This window comes from Streptomyces sp. NPDC019224 (assembly GCF_040632605.1).
In the GTDB taxonomy this organism is placed as follows: Bacteria; Actinomycetota; Actinomycetes; order Streptomycetales; family Streptomycetaceae; genus Streptomyces.
In genome coordinates, this window is the sequence record NZ_JBEYCF010000021.1 from 75,894 (window position 1) to 90,225 (window position 14,332).

General features: G+C 72.3%; 11 protein-coding genes. 5 read left to right on the plus strand and 6 right to left on the minus strand.

Annotated elements, in window-relative coordinates; genetic code table 11:
* Positions 1 to 107: 107 nt before the first annotated feature.
* Positions 108 to 1,124, minus strand: a complete 1,017-nt coding sequence (locus ABZ564_RS16165) for an Lrp/AsnC family transcriptional regulator (RefSeq protein WP_360855927.1) — start codon at positions 1,122 to 1,124, stop codon at positions 108 to 110.
* Between the two features lie 157 nt (positions 1,125 to 1,281).
* Here ABZ564_RS16165 and ABZ564_RS16170 point away from each other — a divergent pair, with 157 nt between their 5' ends.
* Together ABZ564_RS16170 and ABZ564_RS16175 are read left to right on the plus strand one after the other, a co-directional pair.
* A complete protein-coding gene (locus ABZ564_RS16170; protein ID WP_360855930.1) occupies positions 1,282 to 2,571 on the plus strand; it encodes an MFS transporter in 1,290 nt (429 codons plus the stop codon).
* Positions 2,568 to 3,854 carry an amidohydrolase gene (locus ABZ564_RS16175; protein ID WP_360855933.1) on the plus strand — a complete coding sequence of 429 codons (1,287 nt, stop codon included), beginning with the start codon at positions 2,568 to 2,570 and terminating at the stop codon, positions 3,852 to 3,854. Before ABZ564_RS16170 ends, ABZ564_RS16175 begins: the two co-directional genes overlap by 4 nt.
* 157 nt (positions 3,855 to 4,011) lie before the next feature.
* On the opposite strand, the gene ABZ564_RS16180 is transcribed toward ABZ564_RS16175, so the two are convergent.
* Positions 4,012 to 4,950 carry an aldo/keto reductase gene (locus tag ABZ564_RS16180; RefSeq protein ID WP_360855936.1) on the minus strand — a complete coding sequence of 313 codons (939 nt, stop codon included), beginning with the start codon at positions 4,948 to 4,950 and terminating at the stop codon, positions 4,012 to 4,014.
* Between the two features lie 190 nt (positions 4,951 to 5,140).
* On the opposite strand from ABZ564_RS16180, the gene ABZ564_RS16185 reads away from it, so the two are divergent.
* Entirely contained in the window at positions 5,141 to 5,941 is an 801-nt protein-coding gene (locus tag ABZ564_RS16185; protein ID WP_360855939.1) for a GNAT family N-acetyltransferase, read from the plus strand.
* 174 nt (positions 5,942 to 6,115) lie between these two features.
* Positions 6,116 to 7,342, plus strand: a complete 1,227-nt coding sequence (locus ABZ564_RS16190; protein WP_360855942.1) for a hypothetical protein — start codon at positions 6,116 to 6,118, stop codon at positions 7,340 to 7,342.
* Between the two features lie 96 nt (positions 7,343 to 7,438).
* Here ABZ564_RS16190 and ABZ564_RS16195 read toward each other — a convergent pair whose 3' ends face one another.
* Positions 7,439 to 8,167 carry an alpha/beta fold hydrolase gene (locus ABZ564_RS16195; protein WP_360855945.1) on the minus strand — a complete coding sequence of 243 codons (729 nt, stop codon included), beginning with the start codon at positions 8,165 to 8,167 and terminating at the stop codon, positions 7,439 to 7,441.
* 150 nt (positions 8,168 to 8,317) lie between these two features.
* Positions 8,318 to 8,911 carry a VOC family protein gene (locus ABZ564_RS16200; RefSeq protein ID WP_360855948.1) on the minus strand — a complete coding sequence of 198 codons (594 nt, stop codon included), beginning with the start codon at positions 8,909 to 8,911 and terminating at the stop codon, positions 8,318 to 8,320.
* Positions 8,912 to 9,187: 276 nt separating this feature from the next.
* Here ABZ564_RS16200 and ABZ564_RS16205 point away from each other — a divergent pair, with 276 nt between their 5' ends.
* Positions 9,188 to 12,385, plus strand: a complete 3,198-nt coding sequence (locus tag ABZ564_RS16205; RefSeq protein ID WP_360855978.1) for a TIM-barrel domain-containing protein — start codon at positions 9,188 to 9,190, stop codon at positions 12,383 to 12,385.
* A 31-nt stretch (positions 12,386 to 12,416) separates the two neighbouring features.
* On the opposite strand, the gene ABZ564_RS16210 is transcribed toward ABZ564_RS16205, so the two are convergent.
* Both ABZ564_RS16210 and ABZ564_RS16215 read right to left on the minus strand, forming a co-directional pair.
* A complete protein-coding gene (locus ABZ564_RS16210) occupies positions 12,417 to 13,622 on the minus strand; it encodes a TerD family protein (RefSeq protein WP_360855951.1) in 1,206 nt (401 codons plus the stop codon).
* A 153-nt stretch (positions 13,623 to 13,775) separates the two neighbouring features.
* A complete protein-coding gene (locus ABZ564_RS16215; protein ID WP_360855954.1) occupies positions 13,776 to 14,225 on the minus strand; it encodes a spore-associated protein in 450 nt (149 codons plus the stop codon).
* Positions 14,226 to 14,332 lie beyond the last annotated feature (107 nt).

Sequence of the window (14,332 nt, forward strand, 5' to 3'; positions counted from 1 at the left end):
GGCAACACGCGGGTGAGCCGGACGACTTCGCCGTCCTCCTCCGTGGAGAGGTGGCCCCGTGGACATGCCCTTGCTCACCCCGGGGCCGCCGGGCGCGACGGCCGGACTCAGAAACCGATGGCCACGTGCCGTACCGCGCGTCCGTCCTCGCCCAGGACGCGTCCCATGCGCTTGGCGGTGTGCAGCGTGACGGTACGCTCCTGGACGGTCAGCCGGGGGTACCGCTCGTCGAGCAGTGACTCCAGGGCCGTTATGCCGTCGAGGTCGCGCAGCCACACCGAGAGGAGCAGGTTGCACGAGCCGGTCACGGATGCGCAGAGCCTGACTTGCGGGAGGCGCGCCAACGCGGCTCCGGTGGCGTTGAGTTCGCCGTGCGGGACGACCGCCCGGTACGTGGCGATGCCCGGCCATCCGGCGGGCTGCTGGGCGAGGTCGCAGCGCACCACGATGTCGCGGTCGCGCAGTTCGCGGCCGACGCGGCGGCGCACCGTGGATTCGCTCAGGCCGGTGTGCGCCGCGAGTTCCGCCCAGCCTGCGCGGCCGTCGGCGCCGAGTGCTTCCAGGAGCCGGCGGTCGGTGTCGCCGCGCAGGGCGTGCGGGGAAGGGCTGCCGGGGTGGCCGGCCGCGTGCGGGGCGGTGAGCCGGGCACGGCCCGCCGGTTCCAGGGCCCGCACCTTCCAGCCGCTGCCCTCCTGGTAGATCCGCAGCCCGAGCCGGGTACGGGTGGACCGTACGCCCGGAAGCAGCGCGAGATCGGTCCCGATGCGGCGGCCGAGCGCGGGCAGGTCGGGGGCGACGACGGTCAGGAACAGGTCGAAGTCGCCGACGACGTGCTCGACGCTGGCCACCCATGGGAGCGCGGTGAGCCGTTCGCTCAGCGCGTTGAGGCGGCGCGGCCGGCAGGTGACCTCCACATAGCCGACGGTGGCGGTGGCGGGTCCGGCGTACGCGGTGACCCAGGCCAGGCCGGAGCGTTCCAGACGTGCCCAGCGGCGGGCGGCGGTGGTGGCGTCGACGCCGACGGCCGGGCCGATGCGGGACCAGGGGGCGCGCGGATCGGTCTGGAGGGCGTCGACGAGCGCGAGGTCGGTCTCCTCGAAGGCTGCGGTCGCTCTTCCAGGCACCCCGTACTCCTGAGTGGTAGTGGCGGAATCCGGCTCCACGGCCCGGCCTCCTGGCTTTTTCCTGCGATTGGGCGCTCTTTCTGTGCGACGGCCGGATTCTGTCCCCACTTCCGAGCCGCACCACCACCATCGCACGCCCACCCCTGAAGGAGTGTCCGTGGCTCCACCGCCCCCGGCTCCGGCCGGCACCAGAGAGCGCCTCGACCGCGGCGCGAGGATCACTGTCGGGCTGCTCTTCGGCGCCTGGCTGATCGACTACATCGACCGGCTGGTCATCAATCTCGCGCTTCCCTCGATCGGGAAGGAGTTCGACCTCAGCCGTGCGGAGCAGGGCCTGGCCGTCTCGGCCTTCTTCCTCGCGTACGCGGCATGCCAGATCCCCGGCGGGATGCTCGCCGACCGGTTCGGGGCCCGGCGGGTGACCTGCTGGGCGCTGTTGGTCTGGTCGGCGTTCACGGCGCTGACCGGGTTCGCCGGGTCGTTCGCGATCCTGCTGGTCGTCCGGTTCCTGTTCGGGGCGGCGGAGGGGATCTTCCCCGGGGCCTCGATGAAGGCGATCACCGAACGGACCACCCCGGGGCAGCGGATGGGTGCCAACGGGGTGGTGCAGTCCGCGAACGCGGTCGCCGCGGTCGTCGCACCCCTGGTGGCCGCCCCGCTGATCACGCACTTCGGGTGGCGCTCGGCGTTCTTCACGGTGGCCGGTGCCGGGGTGTTCGTGTACGCGGCGGTCCAGCTGTGGCTGCCCGAGCCGCGGGTGGAGAGGACCGGGCTCCGCGTCCCGGCCCCGAGCGGCGCCCGCGTCGTGCTGCGCTCCCGCGCCATGTGGGGGTTCGCCGCGATGTTCTTCGGCTATGACATCATCGTGTGGGGGCTCAACACGTGGGTCCCGTCCTATCTGAACGAGGAGCGGGGCGTCTCGCTGTCCTCGGCCGGTGCGCTCGCGGTCATCCCGGCTGCCGCCGCCACCGTGTCCGTGATCATCGGCGGCCGGCTCGCGGACCGGCTGCAGGGGCAGCAGCGCAGGATCGTGGTGCCGTCGATGAGCGTGTCCGCCGTCGCCCTCGTCCTGATGGCGACGGCGACGAGCACGGTGGTGTTCATCGTGTGGATGACCGTGGCGACCGCCGCGGCGTCGCTGTCGTACATGCCCGTCTACGCGGTGCCGCTGCGCAGCCTGCCGCCCGGACTCACGGGCGCGGGCGCCGGGCTGATCACGTTCGGCGGCCAGTGCGCCGGGGTGGTCGCGCCGACCGCGATGGGAGTGCTCGCGGACCGGGCTGGCTTCGGCGCCGCCTTCGGCTTCCTGGTGCTCGGTGCCGTCATAGCCGGCGTCGTCGCCGTCCTCACCCCGCAGGACACCGCCTCCTTCCGCCGGTCGCTGCGGCTGCCGGACCCCGGCGGCGCGGTGCCCGCCCTCCGACCCGTAGAAAGCGAGAAGTCATGACCACCTCCGTACCCACCGTATTCGCCGACGGGCTCGGCGCTCTGCTGCCCGCGCTGCGCGAGCTGTACCGGGATCTGCACGCGCATCCCGAGCTCTCGCTCCAGGAGACGCGCACGGCCGGCGTCGTCGCGGCCCGGCTCCGCGCGCAGTCCGGCTGGGAGGTCACCGAGGGGGTCGGTGGCACCGGTGTCGTCGGCGTGCTGCGCAACGGCGACGGGCCGACCCTGCTGCTGCGGGCCGACATGGACGGCCTGCCGGTCCTGGAGGCGACGGGGCTGCCGTACGCGTCCGTGGACCGGGCCACCGACCCCGACGGGAACGACGTGCCGGTGATGCACGCGTGCGGCCACGACATGCACATCACGTGTCTGCTCGGGGTGGCCGCGCTGCTCGCGGGGCAGCGGGACGCCTGGCGGGGCACCGTCGTCGCCGTGTTCCAGCCCGCCGAGGAGACGGCCGAGGGCGCGCGGAAGATGCTCGACGACGGTTTCGCGGAGCGGTTCCCGAAGCCGGACGTGTGTCTCGCCCAGCACGTGGGGCCGTTCCCGACGGGGGTCGTGCTGACCCGTCCGGGGGCGTTGATGGCCGCGTCCGACAGCTATCGGGTGCGCCTGTTCGGGCGCGGCGGCCACGGTTCGTCGCCCGAGACGACCGTGGACCCGGTGGTGATGGCGGCGGCGGTGGTGATGCGGCTGCAGACGGTGGTCTCGCGCGAGATCGGCGCGTCGCAGGCGGCCGTGGTGACGGTGGGGGCGATCCACGCCGGCACGAAGGAGAACATCATCCCGGACGAGGCCGAACTGAAGCTCAACATCCGCTCCGTGGACCCCGTCGTGCGGGAGAAGGTCCTCGCCGCGGTGGACCGGATCGTACGTGCCGAGGTGGCGGCTTCGGGCGCGCCCAAGGAGCCGGAGATCACCCCGCTGAACGCCTTCCCGCTCACCGTGAACACCGTGGACGCCACCGCGACGACGATCGACGGGCTGCGCGGCGCCCTCGGTGAGGACGCCGTGCTGACGCTCCCGCAGCCGCTCAACGGCAGCGAGGACTTCGGTCTGTTCGGTACCGAGCTCGGCGCGCCGTCCGTGTTCTGGCACTTCGGCGGAGCCGACCGGGCCGCGTTCGGGGGGATCGACCCGGCGGATCTCGCCACGCACGGCTTCCCGGCCGGGCTGCCCATGAACCACTCGCCGTTGTTCGCGCCGCTCCAGGACCCGACGATCGAGCTGGGGGTACGGGCCATGCTGGGCGCCGCCCTCACGTGGCTGGACGGCGGGGAGTAGGACCTGCACGGCCCCGCACCCGCTCCCTCCCGGCCGTGGAAGCCGGGCGGGTGCGGGGCAGGATCGAGTCGGCGTACCCGCCGTCGGCACGGAGGGCGCCGCCCGTGGTGGCGGAGGCGCACGGGGTGGTCCGGCGCGGCGCCGGGCCGGACCCGCCCTACCGCGCCGCCTCGAAACGTGCCAGGTGGTGGTCGTCGAGCCGGACGTCCCGGGCGGCCAGGGCCTCCTCGGCCTGCTCCACCCGGCTCACGCCGACGATCGGGGCGACGCCCTGGTGCAGCAGCCACGCGAGGACGACCTGGTTCTTCGTGGCGGAGACCTCCCCGGCGACCTCGTCCAGGACCGTGAGCACCCGGGTGGTGCCGGGGTGGTCGTACGTCTCCGGGAACGGCTTGTCCTGGCGTGTGTAGGCGCCCCAGAGCAGGGAGCTGTACGCCCACACCTCCAGCCCTTCCGCCCGGGCGAGGTCCAGGTCCTCGGCGGTGAGCAGACGGTGGCCGCCCTCGGCGAGAGGGGTGAGCGGGCGCGGCTGGGCGAGGGAGTGACGCAGTTGCAGGGCGGTCCAGGGCTCCGCGCCCTGCTCGCGGGCCAGTGACCGGGCCCGCTCGACGCGCCACGCGGGGTGGTTCGCCGCACCGACCCGCAGCGCCACCCCCTTGGCGACCAGTTCGCCGAAGGCTCCGACCGTCTCCTCCAGGGGCACGGTGCGGTCCTCGGCATGGGCCCACAGCATGTCGACGTGGTCGACTCCCAGGCGTTCCAGGCTCTCCTCCATGCCCGCGTGGACGGCGCGGGCCGACAGCCCCTCGGCGCTGTCGGGCCAGGAGTGCGGGACGAGCGGGTTCTGCCGCACCTTGGTCGCGATCCGTACGGCGTCGCGGGCGCCGGGGCGGGCCGCCAGCCAAGCGCCTATGACGCGCTCACTGGCGCCGCCGACACCGCTGGGGTCGGCCCAGAAGGAGTAGCAGTTCGCGGTGTCGAGCCAGTCGCCGCCGCCGGCGACGAAGGAGTCGAGGATCGCGAAGGCCGTGGCGGAGTCGACCTGCGTGCCGAAGCCCATGGTGCCCAGGACGATTCGGGGGTTCGTGGTGTTCATGTCCCTCATGCTCCGCCTTGAAGTGCGCTCCAGGTCAAGCCCGTTGTTCCGGCGCTTCCCCGAAAGGCGCACGGGTTCGCGAACCGGCCCGTTCCCTGCCGGACCGGACCTATGATCCGAGCGACGGCGGCCCGCGGCCGGCTCGCGCCGGGGCGGGTCCTTCTCGCGCTCGGAACCTTCAGGAGTCGTGGTGGCGGATCTCGCGGAATCGGTCGAATCGATGGAACAACTCACCGTGGCCTGGCGGGCCATGGTCCTCGACCGGGACGCCGGGGCGGACGTACGGGACCTGCCCGGGATCGCCGTGCGCTGGGCCGACTGCGGTTTCGCGTTCTGGAACTGCGTCACCCTGACCGATGCCGGCGCGGACGCGGCACTCGCCGGCCGGCGCATGAGCGAGGCCGCGGACATCATGCGGGCGAAGAGGCGGCCCGGCTTCCTGTGGGTCTTCGAAGGGCTCCTCGACGAAGAGGCGCGCGCCTCGCTGGACGCGGCGGCCGAACGGGCCGGGCTGGCGTACGCCTTTCCCGGTACGGGCATGGCCGGCGACCTGTTCCCGCTTCCCGAACCGGCGCACCCCGAGCTGGAGTTCGTCCGCGTGCGCGAGGAGGAGCAGCTGCTGGCGTACGCGGATCTCAACTCGCGCGCCTACGGCTTCCCCCTGGAGGCGGGCCGCGACGGGCTCGCCGGGTCCTCGCTGTGGAAGAGCGGGATCCACGCCTATCTGGGGCTGCGGCAGGGGGTTCCGGTGACGTGTGCCGCGACGGTGGAGGCGGCGGGCCGGCTCTTCGTGGTGCTGGTCGCCACCGATCCCCGTTGGGAGCGCCGGGGGTACGGGGAGGCGGTGACGCGCAAGGCGCTGTACGAGGGCGCCCGGGCGACGGGCCTGACCCGCGCCACCCTGCACGCGACGGCGGCGGGCGCCCCGGTGTATCCCCGGATCGGCTTCACCCCGAATTCGGCGATGCGCTTCTACGGCCTGCGGGCCTGAACATGAGGGCGCCGGACGGCGCCCACGGCCCGCCGGCCCTGTCACAGAACCGTGACAGGGGGCATCACAACCCGGGGCCCGAATGGCCTGTCCAACTGTGCGGGACGGCGGGCTGACCCACCCGCCGTCAGCAGGTGCGGCAACCGGCCGCGCCGCCCACACCTCACGGGGGACATGTTGAACACCATTGCGCGCGCCCTGCGTTCGTCCGTCGTCGTCTCGGCCGCCGGGCTGCTGCTGACCGTCACCGGGGCCGTTCTGGCCCCGGTCGCCCTCGCCGCGCCGACGGACACCGAGATGCCCGTGCTCGCCGTGTCCACCGCGGCACCCGCGGAGATCGGGCTCGGCGGTCTGCCGGTCGGCTTCACCACCACGGCGTCGAACCCCGGCACCTCCGACACCTCGTCGGCGCGGCTGATCTACCGCATCGACGGCGGGAGCGGGCTCCCGGAGAACGCCCTGAGCCTGGAGTACCGGCTGGACGGATCGGCGTGGAAGCCGGTGCCGCTGAGCGGCATCACCGGCACGGTGTACGGCGGTGAGCTGCCCGAGCGGTTCGCGCTGGCCGCCGGCAGGTCGCGGACCGTCCAGCTGCGTCTCGGGCTTCCCATGGGCACCCCGCACAACGGCGACAGCAACGGCGGCACCGACCACCTGAAGCTGACGACGATGATCTCCTACGGTGCCGCGGGCGCCGCCGGCGACACCGACGTGGACGACGTGGCGGTCAAGGGGCTGAGCACCCGCCTGTCCGGTGTGCCCGCCGCCGCGACCGCGGGCGGACCGGGGATCACCTTCCGGGCGACCGTCGACAACCCGACGGCGTCGGCGTACGAGAACGTCACCGACGTGCTGTTCACCAACCGCCACACCACCGTCCAGGTGCTGCGCTCGGGCAGGTGGACGACGCTCGAGCCGATCACTTCCCCCGCCGAACCGGATGTCTACGGCTTCGACGTGATCGGCAAGGACGTCTCCCTCGCGGCGCACGGCAGCGCCTCCGCCGAGATCCGGGTGACGTACCGCGAGGACGCGCCGGCCGGGAAGACGGAACTGTCCCCGTGCGCGATCGTCAACGAGGGTTCGATCCCGTTCAGGGGCATCACCAGTTGCGGCCGGTCGGCGACGGTCGAGGTGAAGGCGGCGGGTGCCTCCGCCACCCCGTCCCCGTCCCCCTCCACCACCGCCACCGTGTCCCCGTCGGCCACCGCGACCGCGCCGGCCTCCCCCGTCACGGCGGGCACCGGCACCGCCTCGGCGCCCTCCGGCATGGCCGCGCAACTGGCCGAGACCGGGAGCGGCGGCCTCCCGGCGACGGCGGTGGCCGCGGCGGGCCTCGTGGCGACCGGGGCGGGCGCCCTGGGCTTCACCGCGCTGCGCCGCCGCCGCGGGCGGGCCTGAGCGGACACCGGGCGGGGGCGGTTCCCCGTCGCGGCATGCGCAAGGGGTCCGGCCCCCGGCGGCGCCGGGGGCCGGACCCGTCCGGGTCTCGCGGGGTCAGGAGGCGACGAACCGCGCGATCTGACCGAGCACCACCGCGTCCGCCAGGTAACCGATGTGGGTCTGGCAGAGCACGTTGTTGTTCGTCGCGCCGCTCAGCCGCGTGCTGGTGTACGGGAGGATGATGCCGTCGCACGCCGAGTACCAGGTGGCGTACTTGGTGTCGCCCGGGGTCTCGTCACCGGAGGTGATCTGGGAGATGAACGAGGAGCCCGGGTACATCTGCTGGCAGGTCGTGTAGATCAGGCAGGCGCCGGCGTACGTGGTGCCGTGGTTGGCGCCGGCGATGGAGGCGAGGTGGCTGACACTGGTGTTGCCGCCCAGCACCTTCAGGTAGTACTGGCTGACGAGGCCGCCCATGGAGTGGTTGACGATCGCGACCTTGCTCGCGCCGGTCCTGGACTTCACGTTGTTGACGAACGTGGCCAGGCCCTGGGCGTTGGTGACGTTGTTGCCGTAGGAGTCGTACTCGTACGCGAACAGGTTCGAGCTGGACCAGCCGTTGAGGCGGAAGACGCTCATGGCGGTGGTCCAGTTGGAGGCGCTTCCGGTGTAACCGTGGACGAAGACGACCGGGGTGCTGGTCGACAGCGGCTGCACGGCGGCCGCGGGGGCCGGGGTGGGCGTCTCGGCGGCACCGGCCGTGGTGGCCGAGGAGAAGAGGGTGAACGCGACCGTGACGGCCGCGAGGACGCCGAGGAGCCGGCGCGGTGAACGACGACGCATGGAGCACTCCTGAGGGGAACGCGGGGATGTGGTGGCCTGCCCGCACAAGGTTCCGGGTACGGGGCGCCCGCGCCATCGGCTAATTCACCGGTGTCGGCAACTGGTCGGGCCGGATAGGAGACGCCTGCCGGCTGCGGTGCCCCGCCGCCGTCAACCGCCGACGTGAAAGGTGTTCCCGCCGGGATCGCGGTGTGTGCCCGGTTCGACGCCGGGCCGGCTGACCAGGAGGCGCATCCGGTCCCGCTCGGCCCGCGGCGCGGCGGGTGGACCCATCACGAGCGAGACCGGGGCGGTGGGGGCCCGGCGCAGGCGCACGCACCGGTCGTGGTCCTCCTCCACGGGCCAGCCGGACCAGGTCGCCCAGAAGTCCCGCTGGGCGTCGCGTTCCTCCTCGGTGACGTCGAGGCAGACCGCGACGATCCCGGAGCCGGCGCGCACGCCCGGATGCCCGGGGCGCAGAAGACAGAACTCGTTGCCTTCCGGATCGGCCAGCACGTCCCACGGCACGTCGCCCTGGCCGATGTCGGCCCGGGTCGCCCCGAGTGCGAGCAGGCGCGCGGTCTCCGCCTCCCAGCGCGGTCCGCCGGCCAGGTCGAGGTGCAGGCGGTTCTTGTGCGCCGGCTTCGGCCGGTCGACCTGCTCGCAGCGCAGCCGCAGGCCGCCGGTGCGCCCCCTGGTCGCGTCGGCCCAGAAGCGGGCCATGCTCCTCACGTCGCAGGCGTCGATCACGATCCCGGTCAGCATCCCGTTCCCCTGTCCTGGGCGCCCTCGTCCGCCCAGTGTGCCGTCACGCTCCTCGGGGCGTGAACTCGGTTCCGGCGTCGGTCTTATGGACACCGCGCCATGGGCGTGCTCTCATGCCGCTTACACCTTTCCAACGATGCACAACGAGCGGTGCGGGCGGGCCGGCCGGTCGGTGTGAGAACGGAGTCGCACATGAAACGCCCATCAACGCGGTGGCGGCCGAAAGGGCTGAGGCGGTGGATCGGTGGAGCCGCCGTACTCGGCACCGCAGCGGCCATGACGGTGACGGGCACGGCCGGCCCGGCGTCGGCGGGCGGTGCGCACAGCCACCGGATCCCCACGGTCACGTCCGGCGACGCCCGGTTCGAGATCCTGTCGCCCACACTGATCCGGACCGAGTACGCGGGTGACGGCGAGTTCACCGACGAGGCGACGTTCAACGCGATCGGCCGCGGCTCCTTCGCCCCGGCGGCGTACACCGCGAAGACGTCGGGCGGCTGGCTCACCCTCACGACGAGCGCGATGACACTGAAATACAAGGCCGGGTCCGGGCCGTTCGACGCCAAGAACCTGTCGGTGCGGCTCAACGCCGGCGACACCCCCGTGACCGCCGCCCCGTGGCACCGGATCACCTGTGCGCCGGGGGCGCTCTGCGAGGCCGAGAACCTGCGGGCCGACGGGGTCTCCGTGGCGTCCGACCACCGCGGCTACACCGGGTCCGGATTCGCCGCCGGGTTCGAGAGCACCGGCGCCTCCCTGTCGTCCGACATCGATGTCAGAACGGCGGGCGCGTACCGGCTCGCGGTGCGGTACGCCAACGCGCGCGGCGGTGACGGGCAGACGGAGCCGCGCACGCTCAGCGTGTCCGTGGACGGCGGGGACGAGCAGCGGGTGACCCTGGCGCCGACGGCGGACTGGGACACCTGGGACGTCGCCTCCACCGGGGTGCGGCTGGACGCCGGGCACCACACGGTCAGCCTGACCCGGACCGCCGCGGACTCCGGCAGCGTCAACGTCGACAGCGTCGCGCTGCTGGGCGAGGACGAGGCGTTCCCGCCCGCGTCCACCACGGCGATCGCGGACTGCCGGTTCGGCGTGAGCTGCGAGGCGGAGGCCGGGCGCATCGACGGTACGACGAGGGTGGCGACCGATCATCAGGGCTTCGCCGGCAGCGGCTTCGTCGCGGAACTCAACCAGGGCTCGTCGCTCACCACGCGTGTGGTGGAGGTCCCCTCGGACGGCACGTACACCCTGCGCGTCCGTTACGCCAACGGGGCGGGCGGCGACGGCCGGCACCAGACGCGTACCGCCACCGTGTCGGCGGGCGGAGCCACCGGCACCCTGTCGTTGCCCGCTACGGACGACTGGGACACCTGGTCCACGGCCACCCTGCCCGTCCACCTGAAGGCGGGGGCCAACGACGTCACGCTGAGCTGCCCCGACGCGGACAGCTGCCATGTGAACGCGGACACGGTGTCCGTCGCCGCGCCCGCCGACCCGGCCCCGCAGCCGCATGTGGCCCTCGGTGGTTACCGGCGCGGCCTCGACGGCGTCACCGGCAACGGCGCCGCCCCCGTCACCACGCCCGGCCTCCTCAACCGGGACGGCTGGTACCTCCTCGACGACACCCCGTCGGCGCTCTACGACACCGCGTCGCGGAAGGTCACCCAGCGCTCCGGCCACAACGGCGCTCCCTACCAGGACGGTTACCTCTTCGGCTACGGCCACGACTACAAGCAGGGCCTCGGCGACCTGGCCACCCTCACCGGCCCGCCCGCGCTCCTGCCCTCCTGGGCGTACGGCGTCTGGTACTCGGAGTACATCGACCGCACCGACGCGGACTACCGGAACACGATCCTGCCGAAGTTCCGGTCCGAGGGCGTGCCGCTGGACGTGCTCGTGACGGACACCGACTACAAGGCCGTGAACGCGTGGAGCGGCTGGGAGATCGATCCGGCCAGGTTCCCCGATCCGAAGGGGTTCTTCGACTGGTCCGAGGCGCAGGGCCTGCACAACACCCTCAACGTGCACCCCAGCATCCTCGCCGCCGACCCGAAGTTCGCCCAGGCGCAGAAGACCGCCAAGGGCAAGCTGAAGAAGGGGAGTTGCGGCGGAGGCGCGGGGCCGGACTGCTACGTCTTCGACTTCGGCGACCCCGATCAGCTGCAGGCGTACATGGATCTGCACCGGTCCATGGACGAGCAGGGCAACGACTTCTGGTGGATGGACTGGTGCTGCGACGCGGCGCAGTCGTCACTGCCGGGTGTGACCCCGGACGCATGGATCAACCAGCAGTACGCCGACGCCACCGGTGAGCACCTCGACCGGCCGTTCGTCCTCTCGCGCGCCTTCGGTTCCCTCCAGGCCTCCGGTTACAGCGGCCAGCAGGCGGTGCCCACCGGCCCCTGGGCGGACAAGCGCACCACGGTCCACTTCACCGGCGACACGTACTCCACCTGGGGGACCCTGAAGTTCGAGGTGGGATACACGCCGGCCGAGTCGGCGGCGACGGGGATGGCCAACGTCACCCATGACATCGGCGGCCACAACGACACGACGGGCCTCAAGGGCTCGGAGACGTTCACCGACGGCGGCGGGACGCACACCACGTCGAAGCTGCCCGACGACCTGTACGCGCGCTGGGTCCAGTTGGGCACCTTCCAGCCCGTCGACCGGCTGCACAGCAACCACAGCGACCGGCTGCCCTGGCAGTACGGTGACGAGGCGTCGGCGTCCGCGGAGAAGTTCCTCGGCCTGCGGGAGAAGCTGCTGCCCTACACGTACACGCTCGCCGAGGAGGCCAACCGGACCGGCGTGCCGATCGTCCGGCCGCTGTACCTGGAGTACCCGGAGGAGCAGCAGGCGTACACGAGGGCCGGCAGCGAGTACTTCTACGGTTCCGACATGCTGGTCGCACCGGTCACCACGCCCGGCACCTCCACGAAGACGTCGGTCTGGTTCCCGCCGGGGCAGTGGACGGACTACTTCACCGGCAAGACCTACGAGGGCGGCACCACCCAGGACGTGACGACCACGCTGGACACGATGCCGGTGTTCGTCAGGGCCGGCGGGATCGTGCCGGCCCGGACGCATGACGTCGCGCACGACGGGGCGGCCGGCTCGGACGATCTCACGCTCACGATCGCCCCGGGCGGCTCGGGTTCCTTCAGCCTCTACGAGGACGACGGGGGTGCCCCGGGTGCTGTCCGGAGCGCCACGACGAAGATCTCGTACAAGGAGTCGGGCGGGCGCCACACGGTGTCGGTCAGCCCTGCGAAGGGGGCCTTCCGGGGTCAGCCGAAGGACCGGGTGTGGACCCTGTCGATACCGGCGGACCACGCGCCCGGGCACGTCACGGCGACCGGCGCGCATCTGTCCGCGCACGCGTACAGGTGGGACGCCGGCTCCAAGACCCTGACCGTCACCCTGCCGAGGCGCGGCGTCCATGCGCCGGTGACCGTCACGTACTGGTAGGAGCCCCTGCTCAGGGCCACCTGGCGGCCGGTCAGTCCTTGCCGGCCGGCTGCCAGGACAGGCCCCAGCCGTATGCGAGGTCGACGGCCTGCTGTTTGAGGATGCCGGGCGGCAGCAGTACGTACTTCGCCTCCCGCCGGACGATGAGTTCCCCGCCGATGTTCTCGATGAGGGCGATCGCCGCCACCGGTGAGGGGACCGTGCACTCGTCGAGCAGCACCTCGATCGGTGGCCCGGCGGGCGGGTGGAGCGTGGCCACGCCGTGCAGGCCCGCGAAGCTCGACGCACCGGAGTAGATGGCCACGAACACCAGGAGGCGCTTGATCTCCGATGTGTGGTCGAGGTTGATGGTGAGGTTCTCGCCGGACTCGCTGCCGCCGGTCCGGTCGTCGTGGTCCAGCTGGACGTAGGGCGGCTGGTCGAACGAGCCGAACTGGTTGTTGATGGGGTGCACGATCCCGCTCGCCCCGTTCTGCAGCTCCCACAGGCAGGAGAGGTCGAGGTCGACGTCCTCGAGGCGGACGGCGCCGCGGCCCTTGTTCATCCAGCCGCGCGGGGGTGTGCGGGCGCTCCAGGAGAGGTTGACCCGCATGGCGCCGGAGGTCGCGCCCTGTTTGGCGAGCGAGACGGAGGGCGCCGTCTTGGTGAGCGTGATCTTCGTCAACCGCACCGGTGGTACGGGGACGGGCGGGTCGGGCGGGACGGGCGGCGCGGGCTCGTCGACGGTGATGCCGAAGTCGGTGGCGAGCCCGGCCAGACCGGAGGCGTATCCCTGGCCCACGGCCCGGAACTTCCACGCGCCGTTGCGCCGGTACAGCTCACCGAGGACGAACGCGGTCTCCGTGGTGGCGTCCACCGGGTCGAACCGTGCCGTCTCGACACCGCTGGCCGCATCGAGCACCCGCACGTAGAGGCCGGCCACCCTGCCGAACGTGCCGTCGGTGGAGGCCGCGAGGACCACGCTCGCGATGTCCTGCTCCACTGCGGAGAGCGCCACCTGGATCGTCTCGACCACACCGGCACCGTCCTGGCGCCGGCCCTCGTGCCGCACGGCGCCACGGGGGTGCACGGGCTGGTTGTAGAACACGAAGTCGTCGTCCGAGCGGACCCTGCCGCCCGCCGTCAGCAGCAGGGCAGACGCGTCGACGTCGGGCGCCCCGGGACCGGTGCGCCAGCCGAGCTCCACCCGCACGCCCGCACTCGCGATCGGCGTGTTGGCGCCCTTGGGCAACGACATGTGGCTCCCCCTCAGCAGTCCGCCCGACTCGGGAAGCGTACGGAATGCCGAGGTGTCCACGCCATCGAACCAGTGAATTACCCTGCCTCGTTGGAGAGTTGGCAGGGCCCGCCCCCGGCGCAGGCCGGGGGCGGGCCCTGCGGGCGACGCGGATCAGCGGACTTCGAGGCTCCGCTGCTCCTTGAACGCGGCGCAGTTGGAGTTCTCCACGGACACGTACACGTTGGCGATGTGGCCGCCCCAGCTCACGCAGTGGCCCTTGCCGTAGACGTAGGCCGGGCCGGCGTACGACGTGTAGTTCCCGTAGTCCCCCGCCGACTCGTCGGTGTCGGCGACGTAGATGTGCGTGGACATCTCCTTCGCCGCGCCCGGGTTGGACCGGATGGTCACCACGCAGTTCTTGCCGTTCGACGCGTTGTACGTCAGGTAGACCGTGCCGAGGGAGCCCACGGCGGCGGAGTTCACGGTCTTGTAGGCGCTCCCGCAGACCTTCTGCGGGGTGACGTTGGGCGCGGCGGAGGCGGTCGGGCCGAAGGCGGCCGTCGCACCGGCCATCAGGGTGGTCAGGGCCCCGGCGGTCGCGAGAGTACGGATGTTTCGCATATTTCCCCCTTGTAGCTCAGAGAGTGCTTTGCTCCCACTTGTTGGGACCTCCGAGGGGCACGGATGGTTGTACCCGGATTGCCTGGGATCTCCTGGTGCGTCATCGG

Coding starts and splice junctions, on each gene's coding strand:
- ABZ564_RS16175 (WP_360855933.1), top strand. CDS start 2,568: ATGACCACCTCCGTACCCACCGTATTCGCCGACGGGCTCGGCGCTCTG.
- ABZ564_RS16180 (WP_360855936.1), bottom strand. CDS start 4,950: ATGAACACCACGAACCCCCGAATCGTCCTGGGCACCATGGGCTTCGGC.
- ABZ564_RS16190 (WP_360855942.1), top strand. CDS start 6,116: ATGTTGAACACCATTGCGCGCGCCCTGCGTTCGTCCGTCGTCGTCTCG.
- ABZ564_RS16195 (WP_360855945.1), bottom strand. CDS start 8,167: ATGCGTCGTCGTTCACCGCGCCGGCTCCTCGGCGTCCTCGCGGCCGTC.
- ABZ564_RS16200 (WP_360855948.1), bottom strand. CDS start 8,911: ATGCTGACCGGGATCGTGATCGACGCCTGCGACGTGAGGAGCATGGCC.
- ABZ564_RS16205 (WP_360855978.1), top strand. CDS start 9,188: ATGACGGTGACGGGCACGGCCGGCCCGGCGTCGGCGGGCGGTGCGCAC.
- ABZ564_RS16210 (WP_360855951.1), bottom strand. CDS start 13,622: ATGTCGTTGCCCAAGGGCGCCAACACGCCGATCGCGAGTGCGGGCGTG.
- ABZ564_RS16215 (WP_360855954.1), bottom strand. CDS start 14,225: ATGCGAAACATCCGTACTCTCGCGACCGCCGGGGCCCTGACCACCCTG.